This is a genomic window from Ligilactobacillus pobuzihii E100301 = KCTC 13174, from assembly GCF_000349725.1.
Classification (GTDB): Bacteria; Bacillota; Bacilli; order Lactobacillales; family Lactobacillaceae; genus Ligilactobacillus; species Ligilactobacillus pobuzihii.
In genome coordinates this window covers 1-20,857 of sequence record NZ_KB714701.1, presented here as the reverse complement: position 1 = coordinate 20,857, position 20,857 = coordinate 1, and the positions used below count along the sequence as shown (strand labels likewise).

Sequence of the window (20,857 nt, the reverse complement as noted above, 5' to 3'; positions counted from 1 at the left end):
GCGAAATTTATGAGTAGACTACTTGATCAGCAAATCAAAAAACTAAAACTTAGTTTTGTGACCATGGGTCTTAATGTTTCAACTGCATTGGGTGATGCGGTCGATGCTTGGCAAAACAGTGACGCACAGTTAGGACAAACTGTGATCGATGGTGATGAAAACATTAATGAACAAGAGGTACATTTGGAAGGTAAATCGGCTCAAATAATTGCCTTACAACAGCCGGTGGCAGGAGATCTACGTAAAATAGTGGCGATTTTAAAGGCTAGTTCTGATTTAGAGAGATTGGCGGATCATGCGGTCCATATTGCAAGGAAAGCCACTCGGGAAAAAGAAGGTCCAAGTGATCCTGAGTTAAATGATCTATTGTTAAAGATGGCAAAAAACGACCAGCAAATGTTGGACAGTATTATTCAAGCTTATTCTGATTTGGACAACGAATCTGCGGTGGAAATTTCTGAAAAAGATCACCAGACTGATGAATATTTGCAGCAAGTCAATAAAATTATTATTAAAAGGATCAATGACGACCCCAGATTTGCGATCGAAGCGATGGATTATATGAAATTAGGGAATCATTTTGAGCGAATCGGAGACTATGTGACAAACATTGCAGAGTGGATCGTGTATACAGAGCGTGGACGTATTACTGAATTGGGAAGAAACGACTATTGACCTTGTGAAATTGCAAAGAATTGGATAGTTTCCATAAAGTTATGTAAATAACGTGAAAAAAAGTACAAAAGGAGTTCGCTTTTTACTAAAAATGTGGTAAAATTATTTTGTACTCAAGATGAGTAATTTTAAAGGTAAACTTTATAGGAGGCTATTTTATGTCATTCGTTAATGGTAATAAAATCTTTGCAGACGCTCGTAAGGGACATTATGCTGTAGGTGCTTTCAACACTAACAACCTTGAATGGACGCGTGCTATTTTAAAAGGTGCTCAGGAGAAAAATGTGCCAGTTTTGATCCAATCATCAATGGGCGCTGCTAAATACATGGGCGACTACGAATTGGTTAGAAATTTAGTTGAACAAGAAATGCGTGTAATGGGCATCACAGTTCCTGTTATTATGCACTTGGATCATGGTAACTACGAAGCTGCTAAAGAAGCTATTGCTGCTGGTTATACTTCAGTTATGTTTGATGGACATGACTTACCATTTGATGAAAACTATGCTAAAACTAAGGAAATTGTTGAATTAGCACATTCTAAGAACATTTCGGTTGAAGCTGAAGTTGGTTCGATCGGTGGCGAAGAAGATGGAATTATCGGTGAAGGCGAATTGGCTGACGTTGAAGAAGCAAAGAAAATTGCTGATTTAGGCGTTGATTACCTTGCTTGTGGTATCGGTAATATTCATGGTCAATATCCAGAAAACTGGAAAGGCTTGAACTTTGATCGTTTGCAAGAATTAGCTGACGTTATCAAAACACCATTGGTATTGCATGGTGGTTCCGGTATCCCTCAAGATCAAGTTAAGAAAGCTATTAGCATGGGTGTTGCTAAACTTAACATCAACACTGAATGTCAATTGGCATTTGCTGCGGCAACACGTAAATACATCCAAGCAGGTAAAGACCAAGAAGGTAAGGGCTTTGACCCACGTAAACTTCTTGCACCTGGTACAGATGCAATTACTGATACAGTTGAAGAAATGATCGGCTGGATGGGTACACCATCAATTAAATAATAAAGTAAGAAAAAACACTTTCTATTTTTAGAAGGTGTTTTTTTGTCTATATTATTTGGGGCTGGGACAAAACTAGCTGTGCGGTTGTAAAAGAGCCATCGATCTATCCCATTAAATGGGTTAAATCGATGGCTCTTAAACGTGTTCCAAAAGATTGAAGCCTTACTGTAAAAACGATTGCGTTATCCTGGTTCTTCGCTTCGCTACGGCCCAAAATAACGCAATCATCGTTACAAATCGGTTTCAAATCATCTTTTGTCTCACTATCATTTTTTTGAGTCTTTGGTGGATAGAGAAGTATGTTTAGCGATTTCCTTTTGCCCCAGCATTTGATAAATCGAGGCACGGATCGTATATTCTTCGACTTTATTCAAAACTGGTTCAGTCTGTGCTACTTCTTTAACGTCAGGGATGCTTTGTCCATCGATCAAACGCAAGTCATAATTAAATAAGCTCGCGAAATGGTCATAAGCAGCTTGTGTATCTCTCGTTTCAAATATTTGTAGAATAATTTGTTTGACTATTTCCAAAGAATACACGGATTTAAACAGTGAAACTATGATCAGCTCTGCCAAATGTCTGCGTTGGTATTTCTTTTTGACTGGACGTGAGATCAGGCCTTTTTTAACGTAACTATTGACCATTGATGCGGTGATCACGTTAGTTGATATCTCAGATAAATAGCGATTTCCTAGACTAACAAGTTGGTCCATGTACAGATCGATGTCGGGGAATTCTTGCCAGTACGGTAATTCTAGTTTTTTAGTCGATTCCATTTTTAGCACCTCAGTTTTAGATAGTCTTCTAAATTATCATAACTTTATTTTAACATTTATTATCTAGATTTAAAGTCTAGATACAGTTGAAAACAAATACACTTATGCTATACTATTAAGTATAAAGGGAGCTGAAAGCTATGGATAAGAAGAGCCAAATTATTAACGAAGTTTGGAGTGCAATTACACATGGAGTCGGTATTTTATTAAGTGGATTTGCCATGGTATCTTTAATTATTAAAGGAGTAACTTCTGGAAATCATCTAGCTCTTTTTGCCTACGTGGTTTATGGTGTTACCTTAATAAGTTTGTACTTATTTTCAACTTTGTTTCACTGTTTCTATTTTACGAAGGCTAATCGAGTCTTCCAAATATTTGATCATTGTGGGATCTATCTGCTGATCGCAGGTACATATACTCCGTATTGCCTATTAGTGATCGGCGGTAAATTTGGTTTGAGTATGCTGACTGTTATTTGGTTATCTTCTATATTTGGGACAACTTATCATATTTTGTCAAAAAAACGCAAACAAAATATTGAAACATTGGTTTATGTATTAATGGGTTGGACATGTGTTCTAGGCGCTAAGCAACTTTTAGTTGGTCTAGGAGGCATTGGAGTGACCTTATTATTTTGTGGTGGTTTGGCTTTTACTTTTGGTGCCTTACTTTATAGTATTAAAGGGTTAAAATACACCCATGTTTTTTGGCATCTGACAGTAATGTTAGGCACATTTTTAATGTTTTTGTCGATTTATTTCTATATTTAGGTTACGTAGCGGCAATGTAAACGTTTGCTTAAAATGCTCATTCATGATATTCTATATACGAAGTTACAGTTTGTCCATGAAAGGAGTGTAAAGTTAATGCCAACAGCTCAATTAACAGCATCACAAAGCAGAGCTATTGAAAATTTTATTGATGATTTTGAAGTCGTTAATGCACTTGCAGATCGTAATAGGCAAAAAATCATTGTTTTGTTGTGCAACCATTTATCTGAAGGTTTAACCGTGACAGATATAACAGAAGAAATGTCAATTACGCAACCGGCAGTTTCTCATCATTTGAAAATTTTACGCGAAGCAGGTCTGGTTGCCTTTCGTAAAAATGGTTTACAAAGCTTATATTACTTGACCCTTTCTGAACCGTTAACTCAGTTAGAAGATGTGATCCATGACTTGCGGATCGAAGTGGGGGACAGTAAGTGACTACAATTATTTAAAGCCGTTCATTTCTGTATTAAACAGTTAATTGAACGGTTTTTTCTTTATTTTCATTTCTAGATAGTTTAGAATTAATTGATCAAGTTCACATATGATTGGAGTTGAAGGTTATCTCTACTAAGTTTTATGCGGTCGCCAAAGGTAAAAAAATCGGAATATTTACGAGTTGGCCAGAATGTCAACGTCAGGTCAGTGGTTATGCGGGGGCAAAATACAAGAGCTTTAAAACACAGGCAGAAGCACTGCGGTGGTTGCAAGATGGTGGTAAAACGTCATCAAAGAAAACACAGGTTCCTAAAAAAGAAGTTACTAAAATAAATCCACACGTAATCAAATTATGGACTGATGGTGGTTCGCGTAATCATGGAAATAAAAAAGGGCAACATGTTAAACAAGATGATCGTGCCGCGTGGGCTTTTTGTGCGGTTAAAGATGGCAAAAAATATACAGCTACAAATGGAGAGTATGGCAGTACCAATAACAAAATGGAAATTATGGCTTTACTAAAAGCATTGAAGTTTATCGGACGTCAGGGCTGGCAAAATGAACAAATAGTTGCGACATTAGATTCTAAGTATGTGCTGGATGCCATTACCAAACATTGGATCACTGGTTGGAAAAAAAGAGGTTGGAAAACTGCTAGTCAAACACCAGTTGCTAATAAAGAACTATGGCAAGAAATCAGTAAATTATTGCCATATTTCACACACTTAGAGTTTCAGTGGACTAAAGGACATGCTAAAAATGCAGGCAATATATTGGTTGATCAGTTATTAAATGATACGATGGATAAAATGTAAAAGAGGAGGATCGAGGTCGTGAAAACATTGATTTTAGTTGCACATCCGAAAGAGGCTGATTCTGGGACACAGGCTTTTTTAAAACAGGCAGTAGCAGGAACAGAAGATAATATAAAACGGCGTGTTTTGTCTAATGATATAACCCCAGGTTTTGTTCCACGATCAGAGATGAAAGATGTTTTGGCCGCTGAGAGAATAATTTTTCAGTTCCCCTTATATTGGTATAGCGCTCCTGCTGTATTGCATCAGTGGTTTGCTGATTGTTTGATCACGCCTTATAAAGAAAAATTGCATAATAAAGAATTAGGGTTAGTAGTGTCAACTGGGCGTCCTGAACGAGAATTTGCTTTAGGTAAAAAGCAAAAATATTCACTTAGTGAACTATTGCGTCCATTTGTAGCTTTAGCCGATAATTTGGATATGCAAATGATGCCATATTTTTTGATTTCGCAATTTGAATATCAAACGGACAAAGAACATCAAAAGCTATTGATCGACTATTTGAAGTACTTAGAATTACCGAAAGATTACTCTTTTAGTGATCAAGAAAAATGGTTTATGGAACGTTTGGGACGATTAGCTTCTACTAAAAATGATAACGAGCGTCAATTGTTAAATCTGATCAGTCAGCAAATTAGTGATCGTAGCGAGCGTTTGGATGAGATCAAAGATGAAATTTCAATGATCAAAAGTGTTGAGGAAGGTGACGTATGAGTAGTGATAGTGAATGGATACTTTCACGTTGTGATGAGTTACTTGCTTCTTTTACTCAATATGAAGAACGAGCTTTTTTGCAGCAAGTGAAACAATTAGTGCTAAAGCAAGACCAGCGTTTGTCACAGACAGAAGGAGAATTAGACGGGCGGATCTGGAATCCAGGTAAATGGTAAAATTTAGCCAGACTTTAAATTTTACCTGCTGACAATGCTATGCTATACTTAGTATGTAAGTTATGGGGATGTTTTGGATTCGACAGGTATAGGTCGAGCTTAAATTGCGTTTGGTAGGTTGCGACTACCATAAAACGCTCAGTTAAAATATAACTGCAAAAAATAACAATAACTCTTACGCTTTAGCTGCCTAGTCAGCTTTAACGTAGATCCGGCCGGTATCGCCTATGTACCGATCTCCGGGTCCTATAATAAGTAGGCTACGTCTTATGTTTCCACCTGTAATGTAAGAAAGAGATGATCAGGTTGGCTGTTAGTGCTTTGCCCTGACATGCGGCGTGACTAAGAGCGAGATTTAAATAGCATGAATATGAACGTAGATGTTTAAGCGGCGATATGCTTGGACGCGGGTTCGACCCCCGCCATCTCCACTTCAGAGAAGTTTCGAAAAATTCGAAGCTTCTTTTTTTTAGAGAGCGAGATAAAAGTCGTTTTGAAGCCGGTATGTAATGGCGTAAATGGCATTACATTGAGGATTCAGACTTTTGAAACGCGTTTATGCTATAAAAATTACAAGCGACAATTTGATTATTTTTAGCAAAAGAAGAGACTGGAATATTGTTTTGTCCCAGCCTCTTTTTTTTAAGCCTTAAATCTTTGCTAATTTCAGTAGGTAAAATTGACGGTAAGTTGAAAAATAGTATAGACTATTAGGGTATATATCTTGAGATTTTGAAAGGATTTCGATCTGATTTGAATTTAAAAAGAATTCGTGAGTTTATCAATACGAGGATCGGTTTTTTGTGTTTACTGATCGCATTGTTTTGGATCAAAACTATCCTGGTTTATTTGATTGACTTTCATTTAGGGGTCAAAGGTGTTTATCAATACTTAGTTATGTTGATCAATCCTTTTGCTACTACACTTTTATTATTTAGTATCGGTTTATATATCAAGCGAACTTTGCCCGCATATATCACGATGATGTTGATATATATTGCCAATACTGCTTTACTTCTTTTTAGCGTTATCTATTATCGTGAATTTACTGATTTTATGACAATGAACGTTATTTTTGGCTATTCGGCTGTTTCACAGGGCTTGAGCGGAAGTTCATTTGCACTTGTCAAACCGCAAGACATTATTATTGTGGGCGATGTGATTTTGGTTTTGATAGGATTGCTGACTAAGTTTATCAAACTTGACAAGCGACCACTCAAAAAAAGATCTGCCGTTGCGGTTACTTCATTTGCCATTTTTTCACTGATGTTTAATATTGTGTTAGGTGAGATCGACCGGCCGCAATTATTGACGCGAACTTTTGACCGTAATTATTTGGTCAAATATTTGGGTATCGATACTTTTACAGTCTATGATGGTTTAAAAACTGCCAAGAATAACCAAGCTAGAAGCCGAGCTGATGGGGCTGACCTCAATAAAATCCTGCAGTATACTTCAAAACATCATGCTAAACCAGATCCGAAAATGTTTGGTGCAGCTAAAAATAAGAATATTATCGTGATCCATTTAGAAAGTTTTCAACAATTTTTGATCAATTATAAATTAGACGGAAAAGAAGTAACACCGTTCTTAAATGATTTATATAACAGCAAAGATATGTATAGCTTTGAAAACTTTTTTCACCAGGTTGGTCAGGGAAAAACTTCAGATGCAGAAAATATGTTAGAAACTAGTACATACGGTCTGCCTCAAGGATCGCTTTTTTCTGCTTTGGGTACAGATAATACTTTCCAAGCAGCTCCATCTATTTTAAATCAAGAGGGTGGTTATTCTTCAGCAGTGTTCCATGGAAATAATGGTTCATTTTGGAATCGCAACAGTGTTTATCCGAATATGGGTTACCAAAACTTCTTTGATGCTAGCTACTTTAACCAGGATTCTAACAATTTGAGCGAATATGGCTTAAAGGATAAGTTGTTATTTCATGATTCAGTTAAGTATTTAGAACGAATGCAACAGCCATTTTATGCTAAATTTATTACGGTTTCTAACCATTTTCCGTATAATTTAGATAAAGAAAATACAGATTTCCCAGCTGCTGATACGTCAGATAATTCAATCAATAATTATTTCGTCACTGCACATTATTTGGATCAAGCGGTTAAAGAATTCTTTGATTATTTGAAAAAATCAGGCTTATATGATAATTCTATGATCGTTTTGTATGGTGATCATTACGGGATCTCTGATACTCGCAATGTTAAGTTGGCTCAATTATTAGGCAAATCTTCTTCAACCTGGAGCGATTATGATAATGCACAATTACAGCGTGTACCATTTATGATCCATGTTCCTGGTAAACACGATGGTGGGGTTCAAAAGCAATTTGGTGGTGAGATCGATGTCTTACCGACACTTTTACATCTAGCAGGTATAGATACCAGCAAGTATGTACAATTTGGAACAGATCTATTTTCGCCTGAACATGATCAAACGGTTGCTTTTAGGAACGACAATTTTGTTACGCCAAAACATACTGTGGTCGGAAATACTATTTATGAAAATGGTACGGGGGCTGTTGTAACACATCCTTCTGCAGATGAAAAAAAGAAAGTAAAAGAAGAGTCAGCACGAGTTACACGTCAATTAGGTTTATCTGATTCACTTAATAATAAAAATTTGTTGCGTTTTTATGTACCAAATGGCTTTAAACCAGTTGACCCAAAGCAATACGATTATCAGAACGATTTTGACAAATTGATCCAAACTGAAAAGAAAATGCGTGATCGTTCCAATAGTCTGTGGTCGAAAAACGATGATAAAACTACTATTAACGATTATGATTCTGATGCGCCAGAATTAGAAAAGACGGATGACAATGATGCTAATGTTTCGAGTGCTAAGAAAAGGATTCAAAAAAATCGTGAGAAGTCAGCTCAAGAAAACAAGAATTCAAGTAATAGTTCTTCAGCTGTTAGCAAAATTAAGTCTTCTGAATGATGAGGTAATTTAATTTAAGTGCTTGCAAGGAAAAATCACGGTTTATCGGTTTTTTACTTTAAAATATGTGTAAGTGATGTATAATGAAAAAGTAAACAATATCAAAAGTAAGGAGATTTCAAAATGGCTCATATTTCATTTGACAGCTCTAATTTAGAAAAATTTGTTCATGAAAATGAATTGGGGGAAATGCAGGCTTTAGTGTCTGCTGCTGACAAAGAATTACGTGATGGAACAGGTGCGGGTAATGATTTTAGAGGTTTCCTAGACCTACCTCAGGATTTTGATAAAGATGAATTTGAACGTATCAAAAAAGCCGCTCAAAAGATTCAATCTGATTCAGAGGTTTTAGTTGTGATCGGGATCGGTGGCTCGTATTTAGGTGCACGTGCAGCAATCGAATTTTTACACGACTCGTTCTTTAATTTACTTCCTGTTGAAACTAGAAATGCTCCACAGATCTTTTTCGCTGGTAATTCTATCTCAGGCTCTTATTTAAAACAATTAGTTGCTCTGATCGGTGACCGAGACTTTTCTGTCAATGTAATTTCCAAGTCGGGAACAACCACTGAACCTTCAATTGCGTTCCGCGTCTTTAAGGAAAAATTGATCAAGAAATACGGTGTGCAGGGTGCAACAGAACGAATCTATGCTACTACAGATCGTGAACGTGGTGCTTTGAAGACAGAAGCTGATGCAGCCGGTTACGAATCATTTGTCATTCCTGATGATGTTGGTGGACGTTTTTCTGTTCTAACACCAGTTGGCCTATTACCAATTGCAGCATCTGGTGCAGATATTGATAAATTAATGCAAGGTGCAGCTGATGCTCGTAAGGAGTATTCCGATGCTGATTTAACTAAAAATGAAGCATATCAGTATGCGGCTTTGCGTAATATTTTATACCGTAAAGGCTACACAACTGAGATCCTTGAAAACTATGAGCCATCATTGCAGTATTTCTCAGAATGGTGGAAACAGTTAATGGGTGAATCTGAAGGCAAAGACGAAAAGGGTATCTATCCTTCTTCAGCCAACTTTTCAACTGATTTGCATTCCCTTGGACAATATATCCAAGAAGGTCGGCGTAATTTGATGGAAACAGTTATCAGAGTCGATCAACCACAAACAGACACTAAGATTCCGGCAGATGAAGAAAATCTGGATGGTTTGGAATATCTTAGCGGTAAAACAATGAATTATGTGAACGGCAAGGCTATGCAAGGTGTGGTATTAGCCCATACTGATGGTAACGTGCCAAACATGATCGTTGATATTCCTGATCAAACAGAATATACCTTGGGTTATATGATTTACTTCTTTGAAGCTGCAGTTGCTGTTTCTGGTTATTTGAATGGTATCAATCCGTTTAATCAGCCTGGTGTCGAAGCGTACAAGCAGAATATGTTTGCTTTATTAGGTCGTCCTGGCTATGAAGAATTAACAAAGAAATTAAATGACCGTTTGAAATAAACAGTTAAGTCTAGCTCCAATTTTGCGAAATAGCAAATTGGAGCTTTTTTTATGATCTTTTTTGAAGTTTTACTCAAGTTAGTTGGTTATTTGTTGTAATTTGAGCTGAGTTTAATAGAATATATATAGCGGTCGTAATTCAAGGAGGTAATTTGAATGATAGCGAAAGCTGTTGAACAACTAATGGAGCAGCGTAAAGATAAACTTATGATACCCGCAGAGTTAGTTGCTAATGTGCTAGAAAATAATAATTTAGAACATGCATTTCTAGTTTTGACTAAAGTTCGATACGCTAAAATCCCCGTTTTAGACAGCAAGCAGCATTTTAAGGGGCTGTTGTCACTTTCAATGATCACTGAAACAATGCTTGGTTTAAATGGGATCGACCCTAGTAAACTCTCTAATTTGACGGTGGCTGATGTGATGGAAAAAGACGTTTTTACCATCCAAGCTCCCTTTAAACTAGAAGATACCTTGCATATACTAGTTGACGAAAACTTTGTTGTTGTTGTCGATGAAAATGGTATATTTATGGGAATTATTACACGGCGTGAATTATTAAAGAGTGTTAATCATATGGCTCATGAGATCGGTAATGAATATGAGATCACCCCGATAGTTGAAAAAACTAAGTAAATATGGCAAGATCTTTTTAATTTCAAGTATGAAAAAGTATTTTTACAGTTGGAGGAATGAGAATGGCTAAATTAGACGCGCAAGAAATTATTGCAACAATTGCGAATTCTGAAAAAAAGACACCAGTGAAAGTTTTTATAAAAGGTGATTTGCAGGGGCTAAAAGTTCCGGAACAAATTGATGCATATTTAGGAGACGAATCTGGTGTCATTTTTGGAGATTGGGAAGATGTTGCAGCATTTATTAAATCAACTGCAAAAATTACTCAAAATCACGTTGAAACAGTGGGTAGAAACACTGGAGTTCCACTAGCTGACCCTAAAAAATACAATGCACGTATTGAACCAGGTGCGATCATTCGTGATCAAGTCCGGATCGGTGATAATGCTGTTATCATGATGGGTGCAATAATTAATATTGGTGCAGAGATCGGTGCTGATACTATGATCGATATGGGTGCTGTTTTAGGCGGACGAGCATTAGTTGGACAAAATTGTCATATTGGTGCAGGAACTGTTTTGGCAGGGGTAGTTGAGCCGGCCTCAGCTAAACCAGTAACTATCGAAGATAATGTTTTGATCGGTGCCAATGTAGTTGTACTTGAGGGTGTGACTGTAGGCAAAGGTGCTGTAGTTGGTGCTGGATCAGTGGTTACTAAGGATGTGGCTGCAGGAAGTGTCGTTACAGGGACACCAGCAAAGAAAGTTAAAGATGTAGCTGATGTCAATGGGTCCAAAGTTGAGTTGGTCGATGACCTAAGACAGCTCTAAAATAATAATAGTTAATAGTCGAATTTTAAAGCTTAAAATTCGGCTATTTTTGTGAATTTTTGTTAGTATTAATGATAATTATTTATAATAAAAAGGATGGTCAAGATGCAAAATTTGAACTTACTCCAAATTTATCAGGATTTACATCAAATTCCAGAAATTGGCATGGAAGAATATGAAACTCAACAAAAATTATTATCGATTATTTCACAAATGCCTCAAGATTTTTTGGAAGTTAGAACGTGGAAAACAGCGATCTTAGTCCATGTTGTTGGCCAAGATACTAGTCATACTATTGGCTATCGGACAGATATTGATGCTTTGCCTGTGACGGAAAAAACAGGACTTTCTTTTGCTTCTAAACATCCTGGCAAAATGCACGCCTGTGGTCACGATTTACATATGACGGTTGCTTTAGGGATTTTAGCAAAGTTTGCCGCAAAAAAGCCAGCTGTTTCACTCACTTTTATTTTTCAGCCAGCTGAGGAAAATGCAAGTGGCGGCAAGCAACTTTACGAAAGTGGTGTTTTAGGAAGTTGGTTACCTGATGAGATCTATGCTTTGCATGATAATCCTGACTTGTCAGCCGGAGCAATCGGTTGTCGACAAGGTACTCTGTTTGCTGGGACGTGTGAGATACATATTAAATTTAGCGGTAAAAGCGGGCATGCGGCTTTTCCACACCAAGCTAATGATATGGTCGTATGTGGGGCAGAGTTTGTTTCACAGCTCCAAACAATTGTTAGCCGTCGGATCGATCCAGTCAAGGCTGGAGTTGTAACGATCGGTCACCTAGAAGCTGGAACAACTGGGAATGTCATTGCTGGGCAGTGCCAGGTGGATGGGACTATTCGCGCATTGACTCAAGAGGTTAACGTTGCGATCCAACAAGAAGTTCGCCGGATTGCTGAAGGCATCGCTCAGTCATTTGCCTGTCAAGTGGATATTGATCTCCATCAGGGTGGATATTTCCCAGTGGAAAATAATGAAAATACAACAGCCGAAATAATAAAGTATTTTAAATCAAGCTCGTTGCCATACATCGAGACAGCACCTGCAATGACTGGCGAAGATTTTGGCTTTTGGCTATCTAAGATACCTGGCACAATGTGTTGGTTAGGAGTCGATTCTCCTTATTCCCTACATTCTGACCAAATGGCACCTGATACTGCAGCCATTGGAGCTGGTGTACGTGGTTTTAGCGGTTTTTTAGATCGGCGTGCTGCACAATTAGCCAATTAAGGGTGAGACAAAAAACGTTTGGAATACATTAAGGCCGTCGATTTAACCCATTATTGGGGTAGATCGACGACCCTTTTCGAATCACACGGCTAGTTATGTTCCAGCTTCTTTTTTATTATTCTAAATTTAAGGTTGGTGCCGGGATCTCGAAACCAGCATCACTTAGTGCTTCAAGGTAAGCAGATAAGAAATCACGCTGGATCGTCCCTTGTGCACCATTTTTAGTGTAAATAGTTACTCGTAAAACCAACGTGCCGTTTCCAGGATCAACTGTTCCAAGGATCTGCGGAGGAATAGTTATTTCATCATATTGCGGGGTCAATTTATCATTGATCTGCTCAATGATTTTTTCCATTTGTTTGATATCTTTATTCGGGTCGATCCGGATGTCTATCAGCGCACGCATATCATTCCTGGAAAAGTTGCTGACGATCGTAATACTACGATTAGGGATAAAATGTAAGGTGCCGTCATCTCCTAAGATCTGTGTAGTTCTAAGCCCAATAGAATGGATGGTCCCTGAAACTTCGCCGAGTTTTACGTACTCACCAACTGAAAATTGTTCTTCGAGCAAAATGAAAAAACCTGTAACAATATCAGTAACAAAGCCCTGTGCACCAAGTCCGAGGGCGACACTCATTATTCCAGCTCCGGTGATCAGTGTACCTACAGGAACACCAAGAATAGAAAGTATCGCATAAATATAAAAGAATAATACAGCATAATGGAAAATATTCTGCGATAAAGTAAAGATCGTGGCCTTCCGGTTTTCTGCAAAGTGGCTATTATCAGGTTTTTTATGGGATTCAAAACCGCGTCTGATCAATTTTTTACCAACAAAATTTAAAATTAGGAAAAGTAATGAAACTAAAATTAAAGACCCTAACGTTTGCAGGATCGAACTGATTGCTTTGTCCCAATCAAAATTTTCAATATAACGTTCAAAAACGTTAAGTTTAAAAAATTTTGTCCCCTTTGCCGCTAATAAAAAATTTCTTTGAGCAAAGTACAATTAATTCACTTCCTTTTATAACTTATACTTTTATGATATCAAAAAAATTAAGGTGATTACATTAATTTGAAATTAAGATGTTTAATGAGATCACTTTTCGCTATTTCTTAACGCTTTTCGGATATATTTGAAACTGTCTTTAACTAGAAAAAGAGTTTGAAAACAACACCATTTTATAAATGATGTCTTTAGCAAGTAGTGAATATAAAATAGTAATTAGCGAGTTTAAATTGACTTTTGCTGGGCCTGAGCAAAAGATTTTGTTTGAAGTTTTATTGCTGTAATGATATTCTTTAAACAATAAGAATCATTTAAAAAATAGTCTGAAATTGATTTTAGTTTTGACAGGCTGAGTGTTTGGTGTAGTTTGTTTGGCAAAAACTGATTATTTGATGACTTATTTTTATTTTAGGAGGAAATGAGTATGAGTATAACTTTTGGACAAATTGCGGGATTTATCGCAGCAATTGCTTTTTTGATTTTGGTGATCTATCTTTGCCGTGTATTGATTCGTTTAGTGCAAACACTAAATGAAGTCAATCAGACGGTCGAAACTTTGACTAAGGATGCGGATTCGATGTTAGATCAAGTCAATGATCTTTTGGATAAGACTAATGATTTAGTTGAAGATGTTAATGGCAAGGTTAAAACGATCGATCCATTATTTACTGCTATAGCTGATCTGAGTGAAAGTGTTTCTGATTTGAACACAGCAGGTCAAGGCGCAGTTAGAAAAGTAGCAACTTCAACACGTACGATAGGTAATGTTTCTAAGTTTTCTTCTATAGCTACTTTTGGTAAGAAAATTTTTGATAAAGTAAAAAACAGAAAGGGTAAAACTTCTAAGGAGGAAATCTAATTATGAAAAAAAATTTTCTGATTGGATTTGGCGTTGGGATGTCTGCGTTGGCTTGTGCTTACATATACTGGCATCAGTTGACTGCTTCAAAACAAGATCAATTGGCCGTGAAATTAGATGATAAGTTTGCAACTGGTCGTGATAAAGCAGCAGATATTGAAGCAAAGGCAGTTGATTTTGCGGGTACAAATGTACAAGCAGCTTTGTCTTCTTTAAAAGATTCAACGTCCAAACTAAAGGGCCATTTAAATTCAGCTCGGCAAAATTTTGATGATGAATCTGAAGTCATGCAAGATGATATTGTGATCGACCACCGTTCTGCTTTTAGCAAAGTTAAGCAAAATGCTGAGCAGGAAGGTTTCCGTCCCACAGAAAAATTTTATCCACACAATAATTAGTGGTTTATCTGATAGTAAAAGAGGCTCCCTAAGTAGGAGGGCCTCTTTTTGTTCAAGAAAATGAGATGTTTTGAAGCACGTTTAAGGGCCGCTGATCTAACCCCAAAAATGGGGGATAGATCAACGGCCCTTTTAGAATCGCTAGTTATGTCCTAGCACCATTAAAAGGTCCTATTTAATTGGTAATACTTGCAATTTTTTAGAAGTATGTGTGAATGGTTCAGCGCCATTTTCAGTGATGTGTACACAGTCTTCAATACGTACACCGACATCACCAGGAATATAAATACCTGGTTCAATAGAGAAGCACATGCCAGGTTGTAACTCAAGGTCATTACCGGCCATGATCGATGGGAATTCGTGTTCACTTTGTCCCATACCATGTCCAAGACGATGGTTGAAGTATTCACCATAACCAGCCTTTTCAATGATATCGCGTGCGATCTTATCAAGCTGTGCTGCCGTAATACCCGGTTTTGCAGCTGCTTGAGCTGTCAGTTGAGCCTCTAAACATACTTGATAAACATCTTCGGCATGTTGACTAACTTCACCAAAGGCAACTGTTCTGGTAGCATCTGAGATATAGCCGTTATAAATAACACCTAAATCAAATAAACAAAGTTGGTTTGGTTGAATATTAGTTTTGCGTGGAGCTCCATGAGCTTCAGCAGCATTAGCACCGCTCTGGATCAATGTATCAAAACTCATGTGCATGATTCCTTGTAACTTCAATTGATATTCAATTTCAGCCACGATATCTTGTTCCGTTTGGCCTTTAGATAAGGCATTAAAGCCGATTTCAAATGCTTTATCTGCCCATTGACCAGCAATTTCCAAATCTTTGATCTCTTCTGGTGTTTTAAAAAGTTTTAGCTGTTCTACAAAAGGAGTCACATTCCCGGTAAATTCAGCATTTGGAAATTGTTTCTTTAAAGAAGCAAATTTTTCGACAGTTAAATTGTTTTTTTCAATTGCCCATTTTTGCGGAGTACCTGCAATATCAACAATGTGATCGCGGATCTTCGCGAAAGCATCTTCATGGTCCAAATAACCAAAGACCGGGTATTTCCAGCCTGTTTCTTTAACCGCTTCAACTTCTAAAGCTGGCGCAAAAATGAAGGGATCCTTGTCTGGAAAAATGAAAAGTGCAAGGACGCGTTCGACCGGGTCACTTGAAAATCCGGTAAAATACTGGATGTCCATAAAATCGCTAATGTAGGCAATATCATAATTATTGTCTGCTAACCATTTTTGAACGGAAGTAATATGAGACATAAAATCGCTCCTTTAATTAAAATTAACAGTGTTATTATAACACAAACGTTTTTTTACTTTGTGAAAAAATTTATTGAAAAAACAATGAAAACATTTAACGTTTTTTTCTTGAAACGCTTGCATTATAGGTGAAAGTCTGCTAAATTAAATACTGTTAATTGAAAGTTAAATGAAAATTCAAAGAAATAAAGAGTAAGAAAGGGTAATATTTTATGGATTCAAGAGAAGAGAAGACAGTTACTATTTCTACTGTTGCTAAAGAAGCAGGCGTTTCAATGGCAACAGTTTCTCGTGTAGTGAATGGCAATCCAAATGTTAAACCAGCTACACGGAAAAAGGTTTTAGAAGTGATCGACCGTTTGGATTATCGTCCAAATGCGGTTGCTCAGGGGTTGGCAAGTAAGAAAACTACGACAGTCGGAGTTATTATCCCCGATGTAACTAATGTTTATTTTTCATCCCTTGCACGTGGTATCGATGATGTTGCTACGATGTACAAATATAATATTATTTTAGCCAACTCTGATGGTAATCATCAAAAAGAGATCCAAGTTTTGAACACTTTACTGGCTAAACAAGTTGATGGCATTATTTTCATGGGTCATAATTTGACAGATGAATTACGTGCACAATTTAAACGTGCTAAAACGCCGATTGTTTTGGCTGGGTCAGTCGATCAAAAAGATGAAGTAGAAAGTGTTCATATTAACTACGTTGAAGCAGTTGAAAGTGCGGTCACTAATTTGATCAACCATGGCAATAAACGGATTGCTTTTATTTCTGGCCCATTATCTGACCCGATCAACGGCGAATACCGCTTGAAGGGTTATAAGAATGTACTTGCTAAAAATGGTATCGATTATGATCCAAACTTAGTTTTTGAAACTGACTACCGTTATCGTTCAGGTGAGGTTTTATGGCCAGCACTTGCATCAGCCCATGCAACAGCAGCTTTTGTGGCGGATGATGAATTAGCCGCCGGTGTCTTGAACGGCGCCCGTGACGCTGGAGCTAAGATTCCAGAAGAATTTGAAGTGATCACAAGTAATAATTCGAAATTAACTGAAATCGTACGTCCACAGCTTTCTTCCATTACTCAGCCACTTTATGATATTGGTGCTGTTTCGATGCGTTTCTTAACTAAAATGATGAATAAAGAAGAATCTACTCAAAAAACAATTGAACTGCCATACGGCTTTATCAAGCGTGGTTCAAGTAAATAAGCTTAGGGGCGTTTGACCTGAATTGAAATAGCAAGCTGTTTCATGGGGGCGAACGTCTTTATGTTTTATGCAAAAAGGTTTGCGTTACCACTAATGATTTGGTAATATTTACTATGGCTATTGTCACAAAGAAATCAAATTTCGGAAAGAGGTATATGAAATGTCAGGACATTCAAAATGGCATAACATCCAGGGCCGTAAAAACGCCCAAGATGCAAAGCGTGGGAAAATTTTCCAAAAAATATCACGAGAACTTTATATGGCTGCAAAGAGTGGCGGTCCTGACCCAGACTCAAACCCACAATTGCGCCTAATGATGGATAAAGCTCGTAGTGCTAACATGCCTAAAGATAACGTTAAGCGTGCGATCGACAAGGCAAGTGGCGCTGATGGTGCTAACTATGAAGAAATAACGTATGAAGGCTATGGACCAGCTGGTGTTGCTTTTTTAGTACACACATTAACTGATAATCGTAATCGTACTGCTTCTGCAGTTCGTGCTGACTTTAGCCATAATGGTGGAAGTTTGGGTGAATCTGGTTCAGTTAGCTTTATGTTTGATCGTAAGGGTTATATTGCTATTGCACGTGAAGATCTGGACGCTGATGAAGATCAAATGTTTGAAGATGTGATCGATGCTGGTGCAGATGATTTGCAAACAGATGATGACGTTTTCGAAATTTATACTGATCCAAAGGCGTTCCCTGAAGTTCGCGATGCATTACAACAAAAATACGAATTGGATACAGCTGAACTTACAATGGTTCCAAAGACAAGAGTTGAAGTTCCTGATGAAAAGATGGAAAAAGTTCAGCGTTTGATCGATCATTTGGAAGATGAAGAAGACGTTTCTGAAGTCTACACATCTGCTGAATTTTAATTAAAATAAGAATTGTTACGTAGTTTACACGTAGTTCTATTAAGCCATGATTTTGCATTTTGTAAAATCATGGCTTTTTCTTTGTTTATTTTTATTTTCCTTAAGACATTTGCATAAATATATTTTAATAGACGTAAAACAAATTTTTTTGCGTATATATTTATGAGGAGGTTAGAAATGAATCAATCAATAATAGAACTATTTGAAGAAGCAATTAGGCGTCATGTTAGCGATATATATTTGCTACCACGACAAAAAGACTATGTGATCAGTTTTTATCAGGCAACTAAATTCAAACTATATAAAAAAGTAACTACTGATCAAGCACGACAGATCATTAATTTTTTAAAATTTAAGTCCGATATGAGTATTAGTGAACGTCGTCGACCACAATTAGGATCTTGGAGCTACTCCTATCAAAATACTAAAATTTTTTGCCGTTTTTCTTCAGTTGGCACTTTTTTAGATCAAGAATCTTTAGTGATCAGGTTGATTTATCATAATATTTCTGCATCTGATGGTTATTTTTTTCAAAAACAATTTCAGCAAATATCAGCTGCATGTAAAAAAAGGGGGTTGGTTTTATTTTCTGGCCCCATGGGGTCTGGTAAAACAACGTCTATGTACACATTTGCCCAGCAGTTAACAGATAAGTTAGTGATGACGATCGAAGACCCTGTCGAAATTTATGAACCACGATTTTTACAGCTGCAAGTTAACGATAAAGCTGATATGTCATATGAAAAATTATTGGTAGCAGCTTTAAGACTACATCCTGATGTTTTTTTGATCGGAGAGATCAGGAACGAGCAAACTGCAGCAATTGCAATAAAAGCAGCTTTAAGTGGACATTTAGTTTTAAGTACGGTTCATGCGCAAAATGTCTATGGTGTTTTTTTACGTTTGCTAAATTTGGGAGTTTCACAATATGACTTAGAGCAAACCGTTCAACTGGTTTCATACCAACGATTGATCGAAACTACGAGTCAAGGTCCAAAAGTTTTGTTTGATATTTTACCTTTAGATGGTTTGTCTTGGAATGAAATAAGGCAAAAAAAGCGAGGTGAAATGACAGATGAATGGAACAAGAAATTGGTTCAGTGTGTTAAGGAAAGAAAAATTACTGTACAAACGCAAGAAAAATATTCATGTGGCTAATAGAAAGCTGAGCTTAAAGGAACAAGCAAAATTTTTCGCTTTCTTGTCTAGTATGTTGCAAGCGGGTTTTTCCTTACAGAAAAGTTTGAACAATATTAGTATATTAGGTCAAAAAAATACCAAGAAAATCCAAAAAATACAACAAGGTTTGAATAGTGGGAAAACTTTTAGCCAAACAATTAGACCTTGGGTCTCTCAAACTGTCTACTTTCAAATAAAAATCTCAGAGCAACATGGTAACTTAGATTTGAGTATTCAAGAACTAGGTAATTTTTTATATGGTGCTAGTGAACAAGTTCAAAAATTACGCGGATTGTTGCTCTATCCTTTTATTTTGTTGTTTTTATTGACCGGTATGTGTATTTCTATCAAAATTTGGTTAATGCCACAACTTAAAGCTTTTTCTACGTCTGTTGATCCAGTCTCGTCTCAAAAAATGACGTTCGATCCAGGGCAGTTTTTTAAACTGTTGGGAATGATAGTCATAGTGGTTTTGGTGGTTTATTTATTAAGAGTTTTTTCTTGGTGGCTAAAACAAGGAAGTTTAACGCGTCATGTTTGGTACGCACAATTACCGATCTTCGGAAAAATATATCGTTTGTATAGTGCTTATTTAACTTCGTTCGAATTGTCTTTATTATTTCGATGTGGACTGGATATTCAAGAGATCTGTAGTTATTTGCAAGAATTTGAAGAAAGTTCATTATATTATCAACTAGGTTACGAACTGGAGTGTTTTTTGAACGAAGGGCAAGAACTAAACATGTTTATTCGGCGGTATTCGTTTATCCCCCATGAACTACTATTATTTTTGAATAGTGGAGATAGCCAAGTTGAGATGAGCGAAGAGTTAGCGTTTTTTTCTAAAAGTTCATATCATAACCTATTACGAGAATCTGAGCATATATTGACCTGGATCCAGCCTATCTTATTTTTGATAATAGCTGCAGTAATAATTGGGACTTATTTAGCAATTTTACTTCCGATTTATTCAAGTATTGGAGGAATATATAAATGAAAAAGAGAAAAAAAGGCGGATTTACTCTAGTAGAAATGGCAATTGTGCTCTTTATAATCAGTTTGTTGATTTTGATCGTGGTACCCAATGTAGGTAAACAAAGAGGCAGAGCCGTCAGTATCAATGATCGTGCTTTGCAAACTGAATTGAACTCACAAGTTGAATTATATAGGGATGAACATAATTTAAAAGATTCAAGTTCGATCACGCTTAGCGAATTAAAAAAGGACGGGTATTTAAATAATGCTCAGATCAAACAGATTCAAAAAGAGGGCTTGAAGATAGGTAAAGGCAATGATTAGTCATCAGCAGAAAGTCACATCAGCTTTTACATTAATTGAAGCGATAGTGACATTATTTTTGATCTCGCTGTTTTGTTTATTTCAATTTGTACCGAGTGATTATAGTAAAGATAAAATGTCTGAAAAACAATTTTGGCAAAATTTTAGGCAAAATTGGAATAATTTAAGCATACAGCACTTTACAAATTTTAACTATTTTTCCGAGTTTTTGAACCCACGTCCAGTATGAACTGCAAAATGATCTCAGAATTTTGGTGCTTTTGG

General features: G+C 36.8%; 22 protein-coding genes and 1 other RNA gene. 20 read left to right on the top strand and 3 right to left on the bottom strand.

What is annotated here, in order from left to right; all coding sequences use genetic code 11:
* Positions 1–9 precede the first annotated feature (9 nt).
* Positions 10–675, top strand: a complete 666-nt coding sequence (gene phoU, locus LACPOB_RS0109275; RefSeq protein ID WP_017868569.1) for a phosphate signaling complex protein PhoU — start codon at positions 10–12, stop codon at positions 673–675.
* 158 nt (positions 676–833) lie between these two features.
* Positions 834–1,697, top strand: a complete 864-nt coding sequence (gene fba / locus LACPOB_RS0109270; protein WP_017868568.1) for a class II fructose-1,6-bisphosphate aldolase — start codon at positions 834–836, stop codon at positions 1,695–1,697.
* Between the two features lie 266 nt (positions 1,698–1,963).
* On the opposite strand, the gene LACPOB_RS0109265 is transcribed toward fba, so the two are convergent.
* Positions 1,964–2,473, bottom strand: coding sequence for a DUF1836 domain-containing protein (locus tag LACPOB_RS0109265; protein WP_017868567.1), 510 nt, complete (start codon positions 2,471–2,473; stop codon positions 1,964–1,966).
* Between the two features lie 140 nt (positions 2,474–2,613).
* On the opposite strand from LACPOB_RS0109265, the gene trhA reads away from it, so the two are divergent.
* From trhA to LACPOB_RS0109215, 11 genes are all read left to right on the top strand, one after another.
* Positions 2,614–3,243 (top strand): PAQR family membrane homeostasis protein TrhA, encoded by a 630-nt coding sequence (gene trhA / locus LACPOB_RS0109260; protein WP_017868566.1) that lies wholly within the window; start codon positions 2,614–2,616, stop codon positions 3,241–3,243.
* Between the two features lie 96 nt (positions 3,244–3,339).
* On the top strand, positions 3,340–3,681 hold the full coding sequence (locus LACPOB_RS0109255) for an ArsR/SmtB family transcription factor (protein WP_017868565.1): 342 nt from the start codon (positions 3,340–3,342) through the stop codon (positions 3,679–3,681).
* Between the two features lie 125 nt (positions 3,682–3,806).
* Positions 3,807–4,496: a ribonuclease H family protein gene (locus LACPOB_RS0109250; RefSeq protein WP_026142816.1), complete on the top strand. Its 690-nt coding sequence runs from the start codon at positions 3,807–3,809 to the stop codon at positions 4,494–4,496.
* Between the two features lie 18 nt (positions 4,497–4,514).
* The gene (locus LACPOB_RS0109245; RefSeq protein WP_017868563.1) at positions 4,515–5,210 is read left to right on the top strand and encodes an NAD(P)H-dependent oxidoreductase; all 696 of its coding nucleotides are present in this window, start codon (positions 4,515–4,517) and stop codon (positions 5,208–5,210) included.
* On the top strand, positions 5,207–5,386 hold the full coding sequence (locus LACPOB_RS0109240) for a hypothetical protein (protein WP_017868562.1): 180 nt from the start codon (positions 5,207–5,209) through the stop codon (positions 5,384–5,386). The genes LACPOB_RS0109245 and LACPOB_RS0109240 overlap by 4 nt, the downstream gene beginning before the upstream one ends.
* A 64-nt stretch (positions 5,387–5,450) precedes the next feature.
* Positions 5,451–5,820, top strand: a transfer-messenger RNA (tmRNA) gene (gene ssrA, locus LACPOB_RS12520).
* 319 nt (positions 5,821–6,139) lie between these two features.
* Positions 6,140–8,347, top strand: coding sequence for an LTA synthase family protein (locus tag LACPOB_RS0109235; protein ID WP_017868561.1), 2,208 nt, complete (start codon positions 6,140–6,142; stop codon positions 8,345–8,347).
* Between the two features lie 123 nt (positions 8,348–8,470).
* Complete coding sequence (locus tag LACPOB_RS0109230; protein WP_017868560.1) at positions 8,471–9,820, top strand: glucose-6-phosphate isomerase; 1,350 nt, start codon at positions 8,471–8,473, stop codon at positions 9,818–9,820.
* Between the two features lie 156 nt (positions 9,821–9,976).
* Positions 9,977–10,456 carry a cyclic-di-AMP-binding protein CbpB gene (gene cbpB / locus LACPOB_RS0109225; protein WP_017868559.1) on the top strand — a complete coding sequence of 160 codons (480 nt, stop codon included), beginning with the start codon at positions 9,977–9,979 and terminating at the stop codon, positions 10,454–10,456.
* Positions 10,457–10,518: 62 nt separating this feature from the next.
* The gene (gene dapD, locus LACPOB_RS0109220) at positions 10,519–11,226 is read left to right on the top strand and encodes a 2,3,4,5-tetrahydropyridine-2,6-dicarboxylate N-acetyltransferase (RefSeq protein WP_017868558.1); all 708 of its coding nucleotides are present in this window, start codon (positions 10,519–10,521) and stop codon (positions 11,224–11,226) included.
* 105 nt (positions 11,227–11,331) lie between these two features.
* Positions 11,332–12,468, top strand: a complete 1,137-nt coding sequence (locus LACPOB_RS0109215; RefSeq protein ID WP_017868557.1) for an N-acetyldiaminopimelate deacetylase — start codon at positions 11,332–11,334, stop codon at positions 12,466–12,468.
* A gap of 115 nt (positions 12,469–12,583) precedes the next feature.
* On the opposite strand, the gene LACPOB_RS0109210 is transcribed toward LACPOB_RS0109215, so the two are convergent.
* Positions 12,584–13,480 carry a mechanosensitive ion channel family protein gene (locus tag LACPOB_RS0109210; RefSeq protein WP_017868556.1) on the bottom strand — a complete coding sequence of 299 codons (897 nt, stop codon included), beginning with the start codon at positions 13,478–13,480 and terminating at the stop codon, positions 12,584–12,586.
* A 424-nt stretch (positions 13,481–13,904) separates the two neighbouring features.
* Between LACPOB_RS0109210 and LACPOB_RS0109205 the strand changes: the two genes are divergently transcribed.
* The gene (locus LACPOB_RS0109205) at positions 13,905–14,339 is read left to right on the top strand and encodes a DUF948 domain-containing protein (protein WP_017868555.1); all 435 of its coding nucleotides are present in this window, start codon (positions 13,905–13,907) and stop codon (positions 14,337–14,339) included.
* Positions 14,340–14,341: 2 nt separating this feature from the next.
* Positions 14,342–14,737, top strand: a complete 396-nt coding sequence (locus tag LACPOB_RS0109200; RefSeq protein ID WP_017868554.1) for a hypothetical protein — start codon at positions 14,342–14,344, stop codon at positions 14,735–14,737.
* A gap of 171 nt (positions 14,738–14,908) precedes the next feature.
* On the opposite strand, the gene LACPOB_RS0109190 is transcribed toward LACPOB_RS0109200, so the two are convergent.
* Complete coding sequence (locus LACPOB_RS0109190) at positions 14,909–16,012, bottom strand: M24 family metallopeptidase (protein WP_017868552.1); 1,104 nt, start codon at positions 16,010–16,012, stop codon at positions 14,909–14,911.
* A 212-nt stretch (positions 16,013–16,224) separates the two neighbouring features.
* Between LACPOB_RS0109190 and ccpA the strand changes: the two genes are divergently transcribed.
* The 5 genes from ccpA (at position 16,225) to LACPOB_RS0109165 (ending at position 20,593) form a co-directional block, all read left to right on the top strand.
* Positions 16,225–17,235, top strand: a complete 1,011-nt coding sequence (gene ccpA / locus LACPOB_RS0109185) for a catabolite control protein A (RefSeq protein WP_017868551.1) — start codon at positions 16,225–16,227, stop codon at positions 17,233–17,235.
* Positions 17,236–17,395: 160 nt separating this feature from the next.
* Entirely contained in the window at positions 17,396–18,115 is a 720-nt protein-coding gene (locus LACPOB_RS0109180) for a YebC/PmpR family DNA-binding transcriptional regulator (protein WP_017868550.1), read from the top strand.
* A gap of 177 nt (positions 18,116–18,292) precedes the next feature.
* The gene (gene comGA, locus LACPOB_RS0109175) at positions 18,293–19,273 is read left to right on the top strand and encodes a competence type IV pilus ATPase ComGA (protein ID WP_017868549.1); all 981 of its coding nucleotides are present in this window, start codon (positions 18,293–18,295) and stop codon (positions 19,271–19,273) included.
* On the top strand, positions 19,191–20,291 hold the full coding sequence (gene comGB, locus LACPOB_RS0109170; RefSeq protein WP_146983670.1) for a competence type IV pilus assembly protein ComGB: 1,101 nt from the start codon (positions 19,191–19,193) through the stop codon (positions 20,289–20,291). Before comGA ends, comGB begins: the two co-directional genes overlap by 83 nt.
* Positions 20,288–20,593 (top strand): prepilin-type N-terminal cleavage/methylation domain-containing protein, encoded by a 306-nt coding sequence (locus LACPOB_RS0109165; protein WP_017868547.1) that lies wholly within the window; start codon positions 20,288–20,290, stop codon positions 20,591–20,593. Before comGB ends, LACPOB_RS0109165 begins: the two co-directional genes overlap by 4 nt.
* The last annotated feature ends 264 nt before the right edge of the window (positions 20,594–20,857 follow it).

What these genes read in the sequence shown, in the direction of transcription:
- phoU (WP_017868569.1), top strand. Translation starts at nt 10, where the DNA reads ATGAGTAGACTACTTGATCAGCAAATCAAAAAACTAAAACTTAGTTTT.
- fba (WP_017868568.1), top strand. Translation starts at nt 834, where the DNA reads ATGTCATTCGTTAATGGTAATAAAATCTTTGCAGACGCTCGTAAGGGA.
- LACPOB_RS0109265 (WP_017868567.1), bottom strand. Translation starts at nt 2,473, where the DNA reads ATGGAATCGACTAAAAAACTAGAATTACCGTACTGGCAAGAATTCCCC.
- trhA (WP_017868566.1), top strand. Translation starts at nt 2,614, where the DNA reads ATGGATAAGAAGAGCCAAATTATTAACGAAGTTTGGAGTGCAATTACA.
- LACPOB_RS0109255 (WP_017868565.1), top strand. Translation starts at nt 3,340, where the DNA reads ATGCCAACAGCTCAATTAACAGCATCACAAAGCAGAGCTATTGAAAAT.
- LACPOB_RS0109240 (WP_017868562.1), top strand. Translation starts at nt 5,207, where the DNA reads ATGAGTAGTGATAGTGAATGGATACTTTCACGTTGTGATGAGTTACTT.
- LACPOB_RS0109230 (WP_017868560.1), top strand. Translation starts at nt 8,471, where the DNA reads ATGGCTCATATTTCATTTGACAGCTCTAATTTAGAAAAATTTGTTCAT.
- cbpB (WP_017868559.1), top strand. Translation starts at nt 9,977, where the DNA reads ATGATAGCGAAAGCTGTTGAACAACTAATGGAGCAGCGTAAAGATAAA.
- dapD (WP_017868558.1), top strand. Translation starts at nt 10,519, where the DNA reads ATGGCTAAATTAGACGCGCAAGAAATTATTGCAACAATTGCGAATTCT.
- LACPOB_RS0109215 (WP_017868557.1), top strand. Translation starts at nt 11,332, where the DNA reads ATGCAAAATTTGAACTTACTCCAAATTTATCAGGATTTACATCAAATT.
- LACPOB_RS0109205 (WP_017868555.1), top strand. Translation starts at nt 13,905, where the DNA reads ATGAGTATAACTTTTGGACAAATTGCGGGATTTATCGCAGCAATTGCT.
- LACPOB_RS0109200 (WP_017868554.1), top strand. Translation starts at nt 14,342, where the DNA reads ATGAAAAAAAATTTTCTGATTGGATTTGGCGTTGGGATGTCTGCGTTG.
- LACPOB_RS0109190 (WP_017868552.1), bottom strand. Translation starts at nt 16,012, where the DNA reads ATGTCTCATATTACTTCCGTTCAAAAATGGTTAGCAGACAATAATTAT.
- ccpA (WP_017868551.1), top strand. Translation starts at nt 16,225, where the DNA reads ATGGATTCAAGAGAAGAGAAGACAGTTACTATTTCTACTGTTGCTAAA.
- LACPOB_RS0109180 (WP_017868550.1), top strand. Translation starts at nt 17,396, where the DNA reads ATGTCAGGACATTCAAAATGGCATAACATCCAGGGCCGTAAAAACGCC.
- comGA (WP_017868549.1), top strand. Translation starts at nt 18,293, where the DNA reads ATGAATCAATCAATAATAGAACTATTTGAAGAAGCAATTAGGCGTCAT.
- comGB (WP_146983670.1), top strand. Translation starts at nt 19,191, where the DNA reads ATGAATGGAACAAGAAATTGGTTCAGTGTGTTAAGGAAAGAAAAATTA.
- LACPOB_RS0109165 (WP_017868547.1), top strand. Translation starts at nt 20,288, where the DNA reads ATGAAAAAGAGAAAAAAAGGCGGATTTACTCTAGTAGAAATGGCAATT.